Source organism: Streptomyces sp. AJS327 (assembly GCF_013450295.1).
In the GTDB taxonomy this organism is placed as follows: domain Bacteria; phylum Actinomycetota; class Actinomycetes; order Streptomycetales; family Streptomycetaceae; genus Streptomyces.
Map to the genome: position 1 here is coordinate 1,101,829 of NZ_SKBR01000002.1, position 15,642 is coordinate 1,117,470.

Sequence of the window (15,642 nt, forward strand, 5' to 3'; positions counted from 1 at the left end):
CGCGCTACCGGGGATCGGGCGCGGGCGCCGAAGGGGCGTCTGGAAGACTGCGGTTATGCACGTTCTGGTCATCGGCGGGGGCATCTCGGGCCTCGCCGCCGCGCACCGGCTGCTGGAGGGCGGCGCGCGCGTCACGCTGCTGGAGGCCTCCCCGCGCTTCGGCGGGAAGTTGCGCACCGGCACCGTCGCGGGTGTCACCGTCGACCTGGGGGCCGAGTCGCTGCTGGCCCGCCGTCCGGAGGCGGTGGAGCTGGCGCGCGCTGCCGGGCTGGCTGACGCCCTGCGCGTCCCCCGGGTCACCGGCGGGGCGCTGTGGACCCGCGGCGCGGTGCGCCCGATGCCGCGCGGGCACGTCATGGGGGTGCCCGGGGAGCCGGAGGCGGTGGCCTCGGTCGTCTCCCCGGCCGGACTGTCCCGTATCGCGGAGGACGAACGGCTGCCGCGTACCGAGGTCGGAGCGGACGTGGCGGTCGGCGCGTACGTCGCGGAGCGGCTGGGGCACGAGGTCGTGGACCGGCTCGTGGAGCCGCTGCTCGGCGGGGTCTACGCGGGCGACGCCTACCGCATCTCGCTGCGCGCCGCCGTGCCCCGGCTGTACGAGGCGGCCCGCGCGGAGCGCTCCCTGCTGGCGGCGGTGCGCGCGCTGCGCGAGGAGCCCACGCCCGGCCCGGAGGGCGGGCCGGTGTTCATGGGGATCGAGGGCGGTGTGGGGCGGCTGCCGACGGCGGTGGCGGAGAGCTGCCGCGCGGCGGGCGCCGAACTGCGCACCGGCGTCACGGTGCGGGCGCTGCACCGCACCCCCGGCGGCTGGAGCGCCGACACGGGGGAGGGCGCGATCGCGGGGGACGCGGTCGTTCTGGCGCTGCCCGCCCCGCGGGCCGCGCGGCTGCTGAGTCCGTGGGCCCCGGCCGCCGCCACCGAGCTGGACGCTGTCGAGTACGCCTCGATGGCGCTGGTCACGATGGCTTTCGCACGGGCGGAGCTGCCGAGCACCCCCGAGGGCAGCGGCTTCCTCGTCCCGCCGGTCGACGGCCGGTCGATCAAGGCGGCCACGTTCTCCAGCGTCAAGTGGGAGTGGGTGGAGAAGTCCGCGCCGGACCTCTTCGTGCTCCGCGCCTCGCTCGGCCGGTACGGGGACGAGGCGGTGCTGGAGCGGGAGGACGCCGAACTGGCCGACCTCGCCCTGGCCGACCTCGCGGAGGCGACCGGGCTGTCGGCCCGGCCGGTCGACACGGACGTCACCCGCTGGTACGGCGGGCTGCCGCAGTACCCGGTGGGGCACCTGGACCGGGTGGCGGGGATCCGCTCGGCGGTGGCCGCGCTGCCGGGGCTGGTGCTGTGCGGCGCGGTGTACGACGGGGTCGGGGTGCCCGCCTGCGTCGGCGGTGGGCGGCGGGCGGCGGAGGACATCCTGGCCGGGACACGGCCGGGCAGTGAGTGAGAGAGAGTCATGACGAACGCACAGGAGAACGAGCGGGGCGCGGGCAAGCGGGCCAAGGACCTGAACGAGGTCATCCGGTACACCCTCTGGTCCGTCTTCCGGTTGCGGGAGGCGCTGCCGGAGGACCGCGCGGCGCTGGCCGGGGAGGTGGAGCGGCTCTTCGCGGAGCTGGCCGAGGAGGACGTGGTGGTGCGCGGCAGCTACGACGTCTCCGGGCTGCGCGCCGACGCCGACCTCATGGTCTGGTGGCACGCGGAGACCTCGGACGCGCTCCAGTCGGCCTACAACCGGCTGCGCCGCACCCGGCTGGGCCGCCTGCTGGAGCCGGTCTGGTCGAACATGGCGCTGCACCGCCCGGCGGAGTTCAACAAGTCGCACATCCCGGCGTTCCTGGCCGACGAGACGCCGCGCGACTACGTCAGCGTCTACCCGTTCGTCCGGTCGTACGAGTGGTATCTGCTGCCGGACGAGGAGCGGCGGAAGATGCTCGCCGACCACGGCCGGATGGCGCGCGGCTTCCCGGACGTGCGCGCCAACACCGTGCCGTCCTTCACGTTGGGCGACTACGAGTGGATCCTCGCCTTCGAGGCGGACGAACTGCACCGCATCGTCGACCTGATGCGTCACCTGCGCGGCTCCGAGGCGCGGCTGCACGTCCGGGAGGAGGTGCCGTTCTTCACCGGGCGGCGCAGGCCGGTCGGTGAGCTGCTGGCGGGCCTGGTCTGACCCGGTAGCCCCGCCCGCCGGGGCGGATTCAGCGTTCGCGGCGGGTGAGCCGGGCGCCGCCCAGCGCGGCGCGCAGCGCCGGGTCGGGGAGCGCTATCGGGCCGTGCAGCGCGAAGTCGGTCAGCGCGCGTTCCGTCTCCGGCCCCGGCCCGGTCCCGGCGTCCGCGCCCTCCCGGCGGACCCGGTCGTAGCGGCTCTCCCGGGTGACCTCGATCAGGAGCCGTTCGCCCTCGGGGGAGGCCCAGCGCGTGTAGGGGTGGATCTCGAAGCGGGCCACCACGAGAGTGCCGAGGATCAGCAGCAGGGGCAGCGCGAACCAGAGCCCCGGGGCCGCCGAGTCCTCGGGGGCGCCCCACAGCAGTTCCGCCGCGCCGCCGGTCAGCAGTACGAACAGCGCGGCCATCCGCAGGTGGGCCAGGGCTGAGCGGACCTCGGCGCGCACCGCCTCCGGCACGGTCAGCCCGGCGCCCGCGAGGCGTTCGGCCAGGTCGCCCACCGCGCTGACGACGCCGGGCGCCGAGCGGACCGGCGGCAGGGTGGACTGCCCGCCGGGGCCGCCGATGGCGGCGATCACCGAGCGCTCGACGTGGTCGCCCGCGTCCGCGTGGACCACGGTGACCCACCCGGTGTGCGCGAGCAGCAGCCGACGCTGCCGTTGCAGGGTGAGGAGGGCGAGGTCGGTGACGCGGCGCGGTCCGCCGCGCAGGTACGCCGTCTCGTACAGCGTCAGTCTCGGTTCGGGGTCCGTGGGGCCGAGGAGCGTGTTCTCGGCGGCCTCGGCGGCGGCCAGCGACACCTGGCACAGCCGGGCGCAGGCCAGGATCGCGACCACCGAGGACAACAGGAGCAGCGGCACCCACATGGACTGTTTGTATCCAGGCCCCGGCCGCGGCGCCATCCGGTTTCCACCATCCGGACGGAAAAGCGGACTCCGGCCGGGGGTTCGTACGGGCGGCCGGGCCCCTGGGCGGTCGTTTTTCTGGAGGGTGCCGTCGGGCCGCTCCGGGAGAGGCGGGCCCGGTGCCGGGCGTCCGTCCCCGGCGTTCGGGGCCCGGGAGCCGAGGGAGCCGAGGGTGGCCGTGGGTCAGGCGAGGTGGAGACGGCGCAGCAGCCGGGGGAGGCGTCCCCGGGGGAGGGGAGCGGGTCCGGACCGCTCGCGCCACCACCGCCGCAGCCGGGCGCGGTCGCGGCGGTCCTCCGGGAGCCGCCGGTCCAGCAGCCACACGGCGAAGTCCAGGGCGTCCTGCCGGTAGGTGCCGGTCATCGGGCGCCCCGCCGCGTACTCGGGGAAGCGGGCGCGGTAGGCCGACGGGCCGAGCAGCTCCGGGATTTCGGGGGCCACCTTGGCGACCACGTCGCGCCGCTTGCCGAGCAGCGCGCGCCGCTGGACGGCCAGCCGCTCCGCGTCGAAGCCGGGCGGGGTGGGGGCGTCGGCGGTGACGGCGGAGAGCAGCGCGAACTGCGCGGCGGCCAGCCGCAGTCGGGCGGCCGCCAGCTCTCCGTCCTCCGTCGGGGCGAGAGGTGACCCCGGGGGCGGCACGGGTTCCGCGATCCGCTCGGGGGCCGCCCGGCGGGGTTCAGGCGCGGACGTCACGGGTGTTCACCTCCGGTGTGCCGAACACGCCCCGGATGGCGTCGAGTTCGGCGGCCAGCTCCGCGCCGGGGAAGTCGTCGTCCCGCTCCAGCAGTACGCCGTCGGGGCGGACGCGGGAGCACAGCTCGGCGAGGACGTCCAGCACGGCGGGCGGCACCGGGTGGGCGTGCGAGTCGTGCCAGACGCCGTCCCGCTCGACGCCGCCCGCCACGTGCACGTACGCCAGGGCGTCCAGCGGGAGTTCGTCCAGGACGCGGGCCGGGTCCTCGCCCCGGTTGACGTGGTTGGTGTGCAGGTTGGCGACGTCCAGCAGCAGCCGGACGCCGGTGCGTTCGACTAGTTCCGTGAGGAACTGGCCCTCGGTCAGCTCCTCTTCGGGCCAGTTCACGAGCGCGGCGATGTTCTCCAGGGCGAGGGGGACCGGCAACTCCCGTTGCGCGAGACGGACGTTGGCGCACAGCACGTCCAGCGCGTCACGGGTGCGGGGGAGCGGCAGCAGGTGCCCGGCCTCCAGCCGCCGCGCGCCCGTGAGCGGGCCTCCGGCACGGACGAACGCGATGTGCTCGGTGGCCAGCGGGGCGGACAGCGCCTCCGCGCGGGCGGCCAAGGCCGTCAGCCGCTCCGGGTCCGGGGGTTCCGCGCCCCCCAGGTTGAGCCCCACTCCATGCGGTACGACGGTGGTGCCGCGCTCCCGCAACCGCCGCAGGGCGTCCGGGAGGTGGCGTGGGGCGATGTTCTCCGCGACCACCTCGACCCAGTCGACGCCGGGTAGCGCCGCGATCTCCCCGGCGATCTCCGGCCGCCATCCGATCCCGGTCCCGAGCCGCGTCATCCCGTCTCCTCCCGTCCCGCCGTCTCCCGGCTCTGGGAGGGACGCGGCGTCCCCGGCGTCGGTTCCGGGGTGGGCGGTGGCCGGTGGCTCAGCGCTCCTCCGGCCAGGAGACGTCCTCCAGTTCGGTCCGTCCGTCCTTGGTCAGCCGCAGGATGGGGATCACCTTGTCCCTCGGGGTGCCGTTCTCGTCGAAGGAGAGCGGGCCGCTGGCGCCGGGCGCCTCGTCCCCCTTCATGGAGTAGAACATCTCGCCGACGCTCTCGCCGGTGAACCGGCCCTCCTTGCTGGTGAGCATGGTGAGCGCCTGAGCGACGGTGATCACCGCGTCGTGCGCTACCAGGGCCTGGCCGTCGTCGGTGCTCCCGGCGACCTTCTCGACCGCCGTGATCGCCGGGCTGGGCTTCTCGTCCTCGCGGTCCTTCCACACGTCGGGGTGGGCCAGCCCGGCGTAGATCACCTCGATGCCGGTCTTCTCCGCCTCCCGGATGTCCCGCTCGGTGAGGTTCGTGGTGTCGTCACCGGTGATCACGGTGAAGTTCTGCTTCTGGCACTCCGTGCGGTTGCGCAGGGCCTTGAGGAACGCGGTGAGATGCATGCCGCGTCCGGAGAAGAAGATGACGTTCCGGTCCTTGGCGCAGAGTTGGCGGGGCATCATGTGCATCTTGGAGCGCCACGCCGATTCCGCCTCCGAGTTGAAGGTCAGCTCCGGAGTCGTGTCGACCTTGCCGCCGTTCGCGGTGAACTCGTCCTCGAAGGCGGGGCCCAGGTTCTGCGCGTAGTGGTTGTTCTTCGACCTGTCCCGCACGATGACCGCGCTGCCCCGGCTCCGCTCGTCGTCCTTCTTGAGGTACCGTGCCGCGGCCTTGGCCTCTTCCTCGTTCGGAGCGGAGACCCGGACGAAGTACTCGATGTGCTTGAAGTTGGAGGCCGTCATCGTGCTGGCGACGGTGGCGAGGCCGTTCTCCGAGAGGCGACGCACCATGGCGCGGTTCTTTCCCGTGCTCGGGCCCAGGCCGGTCACCGCGACCAGCCGGTCGGGGGTGTCGCGGAGCTTCAGCAGCTCGTCCGCCGTGTGCTTCCAGTGGGCCGACTCGCTGCCGACGTTGCCGACCAGCAGCCGCATCTTCGGGTGGGCGCTGCGGTCACCGGTGTTGTGCCGCAGCTGGGCGGCGTGCGCGCCCTGCAACTCGTGCAGCACCGACTCCTGGGGGTTGGAGTCGGACGACTGGAGGGTGAGTGTGGTGACGTACGCGACGCTGACGTACTTCTTGGTCTCCCGTTCGACGCGGCGGTTCTCCTTCTCGATCTTCCGCATGACCTCCTTGAGGTCCTTCCTCTCCTGCTCGCTCGGCGAGGAGTCGCCGGAGCGGGTGTAGAACACGTAGGAGCCGTCGGTGACCCCGACGCACTCCCTCCGCTCCTCGCCGTTCCCCCGTTCGTGCGCGCTCCCGCCGCGCTTCCCGCCCACGGGCTTGCGCGCGATGCCCTTCGCGCAGAAGTTCTCCCTCTCCGCCGCCCGTTGGTCCTCCTCGGCCTGGCGGTCCTCCCGCCAGTCGAGGAGCAGCGGCACCGCGACGGCGACCACCGCCAGCGCGAGCACCACGGCCGCGATCCGCTTGACGCGGTCCAGTCGCCACTCGATCCGGACCATCCGTCTCACCCCTCCACGGTGCGCGTCTGCGGATGCAGCCAACTGCGGTAGCGCTCCGCCTCGTTGAACAGGTACAGGTTGTCGCCCCTGGGATGCTCGGAGAGCCGCGCGAAGCGCTCCCCGACGGTCTCGGTGAGCCGCATCCCCGGATCGGCCAGCGGGTCGCTCCACACCCAGCGGGCGACCAGCAGCGCGCGGATGTCGGCCTCCACCGGGTTGGCGGTGCGGGGCGCCGCCGGGGTCAGCGAACTCACCAGCGCGCGGTGGTCCCGGCTGGCCGGGTGCCGGTGCGGCGCCGCGGTGATCGCGTTGAACTCCCTGATCCAGCGCCGCGCGTCCACCGACTGGTAGCGCCGCACCAGGTACTCCGTGACCTGGCCGAGCTGGTGCCCGGCGAGCCGGTGGTACATCTCCTGCACCGGCCGCCCGTCGGAGCGGAAGTAGTCGGCCAGCAGCTCGTGCGCGGTGTCCCAGTCCTCCGGGCGTTTGGCCAGCTCCCAGAGCAACAGCCGCCGCAGCCAGGGGTGCAGGGTGGGCGGGGGTTGCTCACCCGGCCCCCGTTCGAGGAGGAGGAAGGCCGAGCGGGCCGCGCTGAACAGCGAGGTTCCGGCGGGGGAGCGGATGCCCTCGCTGAGCACCTGGGTGGCGATCGACAGGTCGAGCGCCGCCGCGCACTCCGTCAGGGTGCCGCGCTGGTCGGTGGTGAACCTCTCCAGGAGCGGGCCGAGCGCGGCCTCGGCCAGCGTGGGCAGCTCCGCGTCCGGATCGCCCTCCCGGGCCTCGGTCTCCTCGTCGACCAGCGGGTGGTCGAGCAGGTTGCGCAGCCAGGCGTCCCGCTCGGTGCCGTGCGGCGGCATGTCGGCGCGCTCCATCAGCGTCGTCACCTGCCGGACGGCGCGGGGCAGCCCGCCCGTCAGCCGGTGCACGAACGGGGCGAGGGACGGGTCGAGTTGGGGCGTGACGGACAGCCGGACGCGGACCTCGTTGAGGGTGAGGTCGCGCAGCCGGAGCGGGTACCACCAGGCGTCGGCGCTGCCGCCGGAGGGGCGGCGGGCACGCCAGTCGTCCAGCGAGGCGCCGTCCGTCTCGCGGGGGACCCAGCGCCACTGTTCCCCGGAGGACGGACCCCAGCGCGTCAGCCAGCGGTTGACGCTCGCCACGCAGGTCAGCGGATCGCAGGTCAGACTCTCCTCCGTCGCGTCCTGCCGGGAGCGCACCAGCAGGTCCAGGAACCGTCTGCCGTGCGGGGTGTGCACGTTGTCCAGCAGCAGGAGGAAGGAGCGGGGCGCGAAGGAGCGGTTGACGGCCCGCCGCAGGTCCTCCAGGAACGCCGCGAACAGCACCCGCTCCAGCCGGAGCGCGTCGTCCTCGGAGCCGCTGTGCCGCCACTGGTTGAGGTCGATCAGCGCGTCCCACGGGCCGGAGCTGCGGCTCAGCTGGTGGCCCGCGTACCAGGTGGCGCCCTCGGTGAAGCCCCGGTTGGTGAACAGCCCGGAGACCACCCGCATCCCCTCCCGAGCCGCGCCCTGCACCAGCTCCTGCACGCCCGAGGGGGCGCCGATGGGCAGCCCGAGCGCCTGCTCGCCGACGAGCATGAAGCCGGAGAGGTAGTCGCCGTACCGCTCCACCGAACGGTCCTCGAACTCACCGAGCTGGGCGCGGAGATGACGCCGCTGCCGGGAGCGGTGGTCCGCCGGGCCGAGCCGGATCTCGTTGTCCGAGGTGAGCAGGCCCAGGGTGAGCAGCGGAAAGCGGGACACCCGGAACTGCGGGAGTTTTCGCTCCAGTTGACGGGCGATGAGGGCGAGCGCGTGCCGGGGCAGCAGCGGCTGCTCGGAGCCGAAGTTGACGTAGGCGAAGGGGACCTCACTCCGCCCGAAGCGCACCATCAGCTGGTTGTGCGCCCCGCTGGCGCCGCTGCCGTGCGGCCCGAGCAGCATCACCACCGGCCGTTCGGTGCCCGGAGGCTGGCTCAGACACTCGCCCACGAGATGCAGCACACCCTCGGTGCCGCGTCCGTGCGCCGCCGCTAACGCGCCCTCGGCCATGGGCCACACACCCCCCGCGAGTCGTTGCCCCTGGGACGGGAATCACCCCGTGCGGTGAGGATGCCACGCTTCGTGCTCCGCCACCACGGTTTCCGAGCCGGGTGCGATCTCCGTCAGCCCCGAGTCCCGCACCACCGGCGCGCCCGACTCCCGCAGCCGCGCCCAGTGTTCGCCACCGTGGGCCGCGCGGACGGCGAGCGGGAAGCCCTCGGCGGCCCACCGCGTGCGCCGCCCGGCGTCCAGGGCCCACCACAGCAGCTGTGCCCCGTGCGCGGCCTGGGCCATCGCCTTGCCCGCCGACATCGTCAGCTCCGGGCTGGTCCACAGCACCGGCACCCCGGACGGGGGCGGGCCCGGCGGCTCGGGGTCGTCGAGGTCGGTGCCGGAGACCTGGAGCCGGGACAACTCGTACGGCCAGTCGTCCAGCGGCACCGGGGGGAAGACGCGCACTTCGGCCGTCCGGCCGGTGACGGTGAGGCCCGGCAGCGGAGCCACCCGGCGCCATTCGGCGCCGCGCGCCCTGCGCACCACCTTGCGGATGCCGCGCTCCTCCCACAGCTCCACCACCTCCCGCCACTCCCCGCCGGACTGGGCGGCGCGGGGGTCGGCGAGCAGGGTCACCGTGGCGCGGGCGGCCGTCTCCAGCGCGTCGACGCGGGTGGGCGGGTTCGCGCGCTCGACCCGGACGACGAGAGGCAGGACGTAACGGCGGAGGGGCGTGTCACCGGGGGTTTCCGCTGGGCTCACCCGGCCCAGTCTGCCAGGCACTAGGGTCGTGTCCATGACCGTGCCCATGACGCTGCACGGGGTCGGCCGCCGCTACGGGCCGCGCGGACCCTGGGTGCTGAAGGGGATCGACCTGGAGCTGCCCCGTCCCGCGCTGCTGCGCGTGGAGGGTGGCAACGGCTCGGGCAAGTCCACGCTGCTGCGGCTGCTGGCGGGAATCGACGCGCCCAGCACGGGCCGGATCACCGGCCGTCCCCCGAGCGCCTTCGTGCCCGAACGCTTCCCCGCCGCCCTGCCGTTCACCGCCCTCGGCTACCTCGTCCACCTCGCGCGACTGCACGGCCTGCGGGGGCGGACCGCCCGCCGCGCCGCCCGCGAATGGCTCGAACGGTTCGGCGCGGGCGAGTTCGCGAGCACCCCGCTGGCCGAACTCTCCAAGGGGACGAGCCAGAAGGTGGCGGTCGCGCAGGCGCTGCTGGGCGGCCCCGGACTGCTCGTCCTCGACGAGGCGTGGACCGGACTCGACCAGCCAGCCCGGGAGTTGCTGGACCGCGCGGTGGCCGAGCGGGTCGCCGACGGCGGAACCGTCGTCTTCGTCGACCACGACCCCCGGCGGCTCGCGGGAGTCCAGGACACCGCCTACCGGGTGGGGGACGGCACCGTGTGGGCCGTCCCCGGCTCCGGAGCGCGAGCGCCGGAGGCCCCGGGCGGAGCGCGCGCCGAGGACGGCCCGAGCGTCAGGGTGGAGGCGGAGGGACCGCCGGGCGCCCGCCCGCCGCTCGGCCCGCCCGGCGCGCGGGTGCGCGAGCAGCGCGCCGACGGCACCGTCACCCTGACGGTGCCCGCTCCCGCCTCCGACGCGCTGCTGCGGGCGCTGCTCACCGCCAGCCCGCCCTGGCACGTCCGCTCCGCCACACCGGCCGAGGCTCCACCACCCCCCTCCGCTTCCGGCTCCGCACCCGCCCCACCGGCCAGCCGGGACCAACACCCCGGACCCACCAGGGGAATAGGCCCCCCGGAGACCGCCGAACCCCCCGACGCCCCCGGCGCCCCACGTCCCCCCGAACCCCCGAGTCCCCCTGGACCCCCCGGCGTTACGAGGTCCGCCGAGCGGGAGGCGGATCCCCCGGAACCGGAGGCACCCGGGAGCGTGCGGCACGAGGGACCCGCTGGACCCGCCGAACGCCGGGGACACGAGCGAGGGGACCGCGATGAGCAGGGGTGACGCCGAGGTGACGGCGCCCGGGGCCGGGCGATCCGTGGCGGTCCGGGCGGTCCTCCCGCCGCTGCTGCGCTACCAGACCTCGCTGCTGCTCCGCTCGCAGCGCTGGCTGCCACCCCTCCTGCTCTACCTGGCGGTCCTCGCCGCCGGAGTGCGGTACGGCGAACCGCTGCTGGACTCGCTCGCCTACGCGGCGGCCGGGCTGCTGCCCGTCACCGCCTGGCTCGTACGGATCTGCGTCACCCACGAGCCCGAGGCGTCCCGGGACTGCGTCGCGGCGGTGGCCGGACCCGCGACGGTGCAACTGGCGGCGGTGCTCACCGCGCTGCTCTCGGCGCTGGCGCTCGCCGTGCCGGGCACGGCGGCGGTGCTGCTGCTCAGCGATCCGCACAGCACCGACGGACGGGTCGCGGTGCCGCTGCTCCCGGCCGCCGGGGCCGGACTGCTCGCCGCCCTGGTCTGCGCGCTGTGCGGCACGCTGGCCGGGGCGCTCTGCAACCGGCCGCTGCTCCGGGGCACCGGCTGGTCGGTCAGCGGCGGTCTGCTCGCCAGCGTGCTGCTGCTGGCGCTCGGTGCCTCGCCCGCCAACGCGTCGATACGCGCGCTGGTCACCGGTTCCGACACCGGGACGGTCGACGTCGCCTGGCTTTCCCCGCCGCTCGCCGCGGGCGCGGCGGCCGGCGCGGTGACGCTGGTCTGCGTACTGGCCCGCCGCGCTCGCTGACCCGCCGCGCCGCGCGTGCGCCCGACGCGCGCGGCGCCGAGACGTCCCCTTGACGCACGGGCACCGGCCGCCGGAGCGGACTCCGGTGGCCGGTGCGGCGCGGTGCCGGGCGGACCGGCGGGGCGTCCCCGGGAACCGCGCGGGGCGGCGCCGGGGCGCTGGCGGTCAGTGCTTCCAGGGCCCGGTGATCGCGAACGTGGTGCCCGGGTTGTAGCAGTTGACGTACATCGTCTGGTGGTCCGGGGAGAAGGTGACCCCCGCGAACTCGCCCCACTCGGGCTCGTCCTCGTCACCGATGTTCTGCGCGTTGCGGGCCATCGGGTAGACCTTGCCGTGCCGGGTGAGGCCGTAGACGTGCTGGGCGCCCTCGCCGTCCTCACACACCATCAGCCCGCCGCTGGGGGCCAGGCAGATGTTGTCCGGCTCCTCGCCCGGCAGCTCCAGGTCGGTGTCCGGGCCGAAGCAGATGACGAGCGTCAGCTTGTTCCGCTCCGGCTCGTAGCGCCAGATCTGGCCGTAGTGGTCGGCCTGGGAGCCCTCGGCGCTCTTGGCGTAGCTGGCGACGAAGTAGACGCTGTCGTTGCCCCAGTAGCACCCCTCCAGCTTCTGCGCGTGGGTGATGCCGCCCTTGCCGAAGTCCTGGAAGCGGATGGGGGTTTCGGCGGCCAGCGGGTCGGGGACCTCGATCCACTCGATGTCCTCGAAGCACTGCCCCGGCTCGGAGACGACCGACAGGTCCGCCACGCCCGGTACCCGCATGGCCTCCAGGGTGCCGCCCGCGTGCAGCGAACCGTAGCCGCCCCGGGGCTTGTTGGGCAGGAAGCGGTAGAAGAGCCCGAAGGGCTTCTCGAAGGCGTCCTCGGTCTCGTAGACCACGCCCGTCCGCGGGTCGAAGGCGACCGCCTCGTGCTGGAACCGCCCCATGTCCTTGAGCGGTTCGGTGGAGGTGGGCCGCTTCTTGTCGAAGCCGACCTCGAAGACGAAGCCGTGGTCGCGGGAGTGGCCTTCCTCGCCCGCCTTGAACTCGGTCTCCTCACAGGTCAGCCAGGTGCCCCAGAGGCTGGGCCCGCCGGCGCAGTTGGTGGAGGTACCGGCGATGCCGACCTGCTCGCGCAGCACGTTGTTCTCGGAGTCCAGCTCCAGCAGCGTGCAGCCGCCCTTGGCCTCCGGGTCGTAGGTCAGGCCCTTGGTGGTGGGGACCCCGAGTTCGGCGTCCATCCGGTTCTCGTGGTTGCGGACCAGCCACACCCGTCCACCCCGGCCCGGCCGGTCGATGTGTGACGGGCGCCCGTGTCCCTCGAAGGCCGCCATGCCGTCGAAGTTGCTGGGAACCTTGCCCTCACCGGAGGGGAGTTCGTCCCCCTCGCGGGAGAGCACCCGGTAGCTGAAGCCCTCCGGCAGGTCGAGGAGCCCATCCGGGTCGGGCACGAGCGGGCCGTAACCCGAGCGCCCTCCGGTGGCCTGGGCGGCGGCGGTACCGGCGAACAGCTCGGAGAACGCACCGGTGAAGGCGACACCCGTTCCCAGAGCCCCGGTTCTGGCGAGGATTTGACGTCGGGTCGTGGACATCGGCAACTCCCTGTTGGCGGACAGGTCAGCGGCGCTCCCACGCGCGCGTGGATCACCGCTGGGGACCTGGTGTGTGTACCACGGACGGGTGGGGTCCGCACACGGGTGCGACCGAATCCCGGAGGAGGTATGGGTGAGGTCCGGGGGTAATGCCGTGAAAGAGATCTACGCGCGTTCGGGAGGACCCTCGGCCGACTGAGTGCGCGTCACCGGGGGCAGGGCGCCGGGCACGGGGGCCGAGAGCTGATGCCGGGAGCGAGGGGCCGGGAGCCGAGGGGGCGTCTCCGGTCACCGGCGACGGACGGCGTCCTCGGCCGGGCGGGCGCGGCCCGGGGGCCCCCGGCCCGGGAGCGCCCGGAGCGGGGGCGGCGAGGGCGGGAGGAGCGCGCGGGGGAAGCGGTGCGACGCGGGAACGGGGCTCAGCGACCGGCGGTCAGCTCGCCCGTCCGCCGCTCGGTGCCGAGGCTCCCGGCGTCCGGACGCGCACCGTCCGGGCTTCCGGCGTCCAGGCTGCCGCCGTCGCGGGCGAGGGCGGTCAGCCGGGATATCGCCCGGAAGTACTTCTTCCGGTAGCCGCCGTTCAGCATCTCCTCGCTGAACAGCCGGTCGAAGGAGTCGCCGGAGGCGAGTACCGGCACCTCGCGGTCGTAGAGCCGGTCGGCCAGCACCACCAGACGCAGCGCGGTCGCCTGGTCCGGCACCGGGCAGACCCCGGTGAGGCAGACCGCGGCGACGCCCTCGACCATGGCGCCGTACCGGCTCGGGTGGACCGCGGCGAGGTGGTCCAGCAGTGCGGGGAAGTGGTCCAGGGAGGTGCCGGGGGTGTGCCGGGCGGCCCTGGTCACCTCCTTGTCGGTCCGGGGCGCCGGTGCCGCGGGGAGGCCGCGGTGACGGTAGTCCTGGCCGTCCACGCGCAGGGCTCGGAAGTGCGCGGAGAGCCCCTGTATCTCGCGGAGGAAGTCGGCGGCGGCGAACCGGCCCTCGCCCAGCTTGCCCGGCAGTGTGTTGGAGGTGGCCGCGAGCGCCACGCCCTCCTCCACGAGGCGGCTCAGCAGTGAGGAGACGAGCACCGTGTCGCCGGGGTCGTCCAGCTCGAACTCGTCGATACAGAGCAGCTGATGGCCGCTGAGCGTCCGCACGGTCTGCTGGAAGCCGAGCGCGCCCACCAGGTTCGTCAGCTCGACGAAGGTGCCGAACGCCTTCCGCTCCGGCGGCGCGGGCGCCGCGTGCCAGAGCGAGGCGAGCAGGTGCGTCTTGCCGACGCCGTACCCGCCGTCCAGGTACACCCCGCTGGTGCCGCTGCCCGCCGGGCGCCCGGGTGTCGGCCTGGAAGCGCCGCCCCGCAGACGGCGCAGCCAGCCCGTCAGCCCGCCTCCGGCCCGCTCCGGTCCGCCGCGCGCGCCGAGCCCGTCCGCGAAGGCGCTGAGCACCCGTACGGCCTCGGCCTGGCTGGGCTGGGCCGGATCAGGGAGGTAGCTGCCGAAGCGGGCGTCCGCGAAGCGCGGCGGTGGTACCAGCTCGGCGACCAGTCGCTCGGCCGGGACCTGGGGCGTGCGCGCCGTGAGCGCGAGGGGCTCTCGGGCGGGGCCGCCAGCGGGCGTGGATATCCGGGTGGGCGAGGTGGACACTCGGCCATCGTAGTGCGGGTGGGGGGTTCACCGCCCGGGGCGGGAGAGGTGGGACGTGCCACACTGCCGCCTATGCGACGCCTGTTCCCTTCCAGCTCAGCAGGGCCGGAGCGGTCTCCCGAGTGGAGTCTCGACGCGCTGGCCGACGCCTACGCCTACCCGGAGACGGGTGCCACCGGAGAGGTGCCGCGCTCCTGGCTGCGGGCGAACATGGTCGCCTCGCTGGACGGGGCGGTGCACCACGACGGACGCTCCCAGCCGCTGTCCTCCCGCGCCGACATGCGGATCTTCGGGGTGCTGCGGGCGCTGGCCGACGTGGTCGTCGTCGGGGCGCAGACGGTCCGCCAGGAGGGGTACGGGCCCGCGAAGCGCCGGGACGCCTTCGTGGAGCGGCGGTCAGCGGCCGGTCAGCGGCCGGTTCCGGCGATCGCCGTGGTCAGCGCGAGCCTGGAACTCGACTTCGAGCAGCCGCTGTTCACCAGCCCGCGGGTGCCGACCCTGGTGGTGACCGGGGCGGCGGCGCCCGGTGACCGGGTGGCCCGGGCGCGGGAGGCCGGTGCCGAGGTGGTGTTCGCGGGGAGCGCCGCCGTCGCGGATCCCGCGAACGTGCCGGGGGCGCTCGCGGAGCGCGGGCTGCGGCGGCAGCTGACCGAGGGCGGGCCCCGGCTGCTGGGGGCGCTGGCGGCGGCCGGGGTGCTGGACGAGATCTGCCTTTCGGTGGCGCCCCGGATCACCTCGGGGGACGCCTCGCGGATCACGAGCGGGCCGGTGCTCCCGGAGCCCGCGGACTTCGCCCTGGACGCGGTGCTGGAGGACGGGGGTTTTCTCTTCACCCGTTACCGGCGCGTCTGACAATCGGCGGAATATTACGTTCCGCTTTCCGGTCATTGGGCAGACTGATGAGCGCAAGTTCCCGTGAGAACGCGGGGCAGGATGGTTTCTGTCGGGGTCCCGGCCCCGCGAGGAGAGGGGCGCCCGTCGTGGTCACGACCGTGTTGATGATTGAGAAGCCGTTGGTCTCCGACGACGTGGAACTCGTCACCACCCTGCACGGTGACGAGCCGGTCTCCTTCGTCGTGCTGCTCCAGCCGCGCGGCGAGCAGGACCGGCTGCTCCGGGCGCTCGATGACGTGGCGCTCGGCGAGCTGGACGACGCCGTCCGGGAGAACCGGGAACCCGAGGGGGACGCGGCGGTCGCCCCGGCCGACCACGCGCTGTCCCAGTCGCTGAGACAGCTGAGAGACGCGGGCGCTGAGGCGGTCGGCCAGATCATCCAGGAGCACCCGCTGGACCTGCTCACCTCGGTCGTCCAGCAGACCTCGGCGGACGAGGTCATCGTGCTCACCGCCCCGCACCTCGTGGAGGAGTTCTTCCACCGTGACTGGGCGTCGCGGGCCCGGCACAAAGTGGGCGTCCCGGTGCTCAAGCTGTTCGCCCACACGGCATAGTCTTGCGCTGATCCGCGCCCCGCGCGCCGAAGC

General features: G+C 74.2%; 12 protein-coding genes and 1 pseudogene. 6 read left to right on the forward strand and 7 right to left on the reverse strand.

Features of this window, described 5'->3' with window-relative positions:
- The first annotated feature begins 55 nt into the window (after positions 1-55).
- Together hemG and hemQ are read left to right on the forward strand one after the other, a co-directional pair.
- Positions 56-1,441: a protoporphyrinogen oxidase gene (hemG, locus tag E0L36_RS14410; protein ID WP_180929421.1), complete on the forward strand. Its 1,386-nt coding sequence runs from the start codon at positions 56-58 to the stop codon at positions 1,439-1,441.
- 9 nt (positions 1,442-1,450) lie between these two features.
- Entirely contained in the window at positions 1,451-2,167 is a 717-nt protein-coding gene (gene hemQ / locus E0L36_RS14415; RefSeq protein WP_180929422.1) for a hydrogen peroxide-dependent heme synthase, read from the forward strand.
- A 28-nt stretch (positions 2,168-2,195) separates the two neighbouring features.
- Here the strand turns inward: hemQ and E0L36_RS14420 are convergent, their stop codons facing one another.
- The 5 genes and pseudogenes from E0L36_RS14420 to E0L36_RS14440 form a co-directional block, all read right to left on the reverse strand.
- Complete coding sequence (locus tag E0L36_RS14420) at positions 2,196-3,029, reverse strand: TIGR04222 domain-containing membrane protein (protein ID WP_180929423.1); 834 nt, start codon at positions 3,027-3,029, stop codon at positions 2,196-2,198.
- A gap of 222 nt (positions 3,030-3,251) precedes the next feature.
- Positions 3,252-4,593: pseudogene (locus tag E0L36_RS14425) on the reverse strand (DUF692 domain-containing protein).
- 88 nt (positions 4,594-4,681) lie between these two features.
- Positions 4,682-6,244 (reverse strand): ABC transporter substrate-binding protein, encoded by a 1,563-nt coding sequence (locus E0L36_RS14430; RefSeq protein WP_180930006.1) that lies wholly within the window; start codon positions 6,242-6,244, stop codon positions 4,682-4,684.
- A 5-nt stretch (positions 6,245-6,249) separates the two neighbouring features.
- On the reverse strand, positions 6,250-8,292 hold the full coding sequence (locus E0L36_RS14435) for a hypothetical protein (protein WP_180929424.1): 2,043 nt from the start codon (positions 8,290-8,292) through the stop codon (positions 6,250-6,252).
- 42 nt (positions 8,293-8,334) lie between these two features.
- On the reverse strand, positions 8,335-9,075 hold the full coding sequence (locus E0L36_RS14440; protein WP_180929425.1) for a peptidyl-tRNA hydrolase: 741 nt from the start codon (positions 9,073-9,075) through the stop codon (positions 8,335-8,337).
- Between the two features lie 10 nt (positions 9,076-9,085).
- Between E0L36_RS14440 and E0L36_RS14445 the strand changes: the two genes are divergently transcribed.
- The gene (locus E0L36_RS14445; protein ID WP_180930007.1) at positions 9,086-10,243 is read left to right on the forward strand and encodes an ATP-binding cassette domain-containing protein; all 1,158 of its coding nucleotides are present in this window, start codon (positions 9,086-9,088) and stop codon (positions 10,241-10,243) included.
- Positions 10,230-10,964 (forward strand): ABC transporter, encoded by a 735-nt coding sequence (locus E0L36_RS14450; protein WP_258016165.1) that lies wholly within the window; start codon positions 10,230-10,232, stop codon positions 10,962-10,964. Before E0L36_RS14445 ends, E0L36_RS14450 begins: the two co-directional genes overlap by 14 nt.
- Positions 10,965-11,129: 165 nt before the next feature.
- On the opposite strand, the gene E0L36_RS14455 is transcribed toward E0L36_RS14450, so the two are convergent.
- Both E0L36_RS14455 and zapE read right to left on the reverse strand, forming a co-directional pair.
- Positions 11,130-12,533, reverse strand: coding sequence for an alkaline phosphatase PhoX (locus tag E0L36_RS14455; RefSeq protein WP_180929426.1), 1,404 nt, complete (start codon positions 12,531-12,533; stop codon positions 11,130-11,132).
- Between the two features lie 419 nt (positions 12,534-12,952).
- Positions 12,953-14,161: a cell division protein ZapE gene (zapE, locus tag E0L36_RS14460; RefSeq protein WP_180929427.1), complete on the reverse strand. Its 1,209-nt coding sequence runs from the start codon at positions 14,159-14,161 to the stop codon at positions 12,953-12,955.
- A 72-nt stretch (positions 14,162-14,233) separates the two neighbouring features.
- Here zapE and E0L36_RS14465 point away from each other — a divergent pair, with 72 nt between their 5' ends.
- Together E0L36_RS14465 and E0L36_RS14470 are read left to right on the forward strand one after the other, a co-directional pair.
- Positions 14,234-15,013 carry a pyrimidine reductase family protein gene (locus tag E0L36_RS14465; protein ID WP_180929428.1) on the forward strand — a complete coding sequence of 260 codons (780 nt, stop codon included), beginning with the start codon at positions 14,234-14,236 and terminating at the stop codon, positions 15,011-15,013.
- Between the two features lie 128 nt (positions 15,014-15,141).
- Entirely contained in the window at positions 15,142-15,609 is a 468-nt protein-coding gene (locus E0L36_RS14470; protein WP_180929429.1) for an indole-3-glycerol phosphate synthase, read from the forward strand.
- The last annotated feature ends 33 nt before the right edge of the window (positions 15,610-15,642 follow it).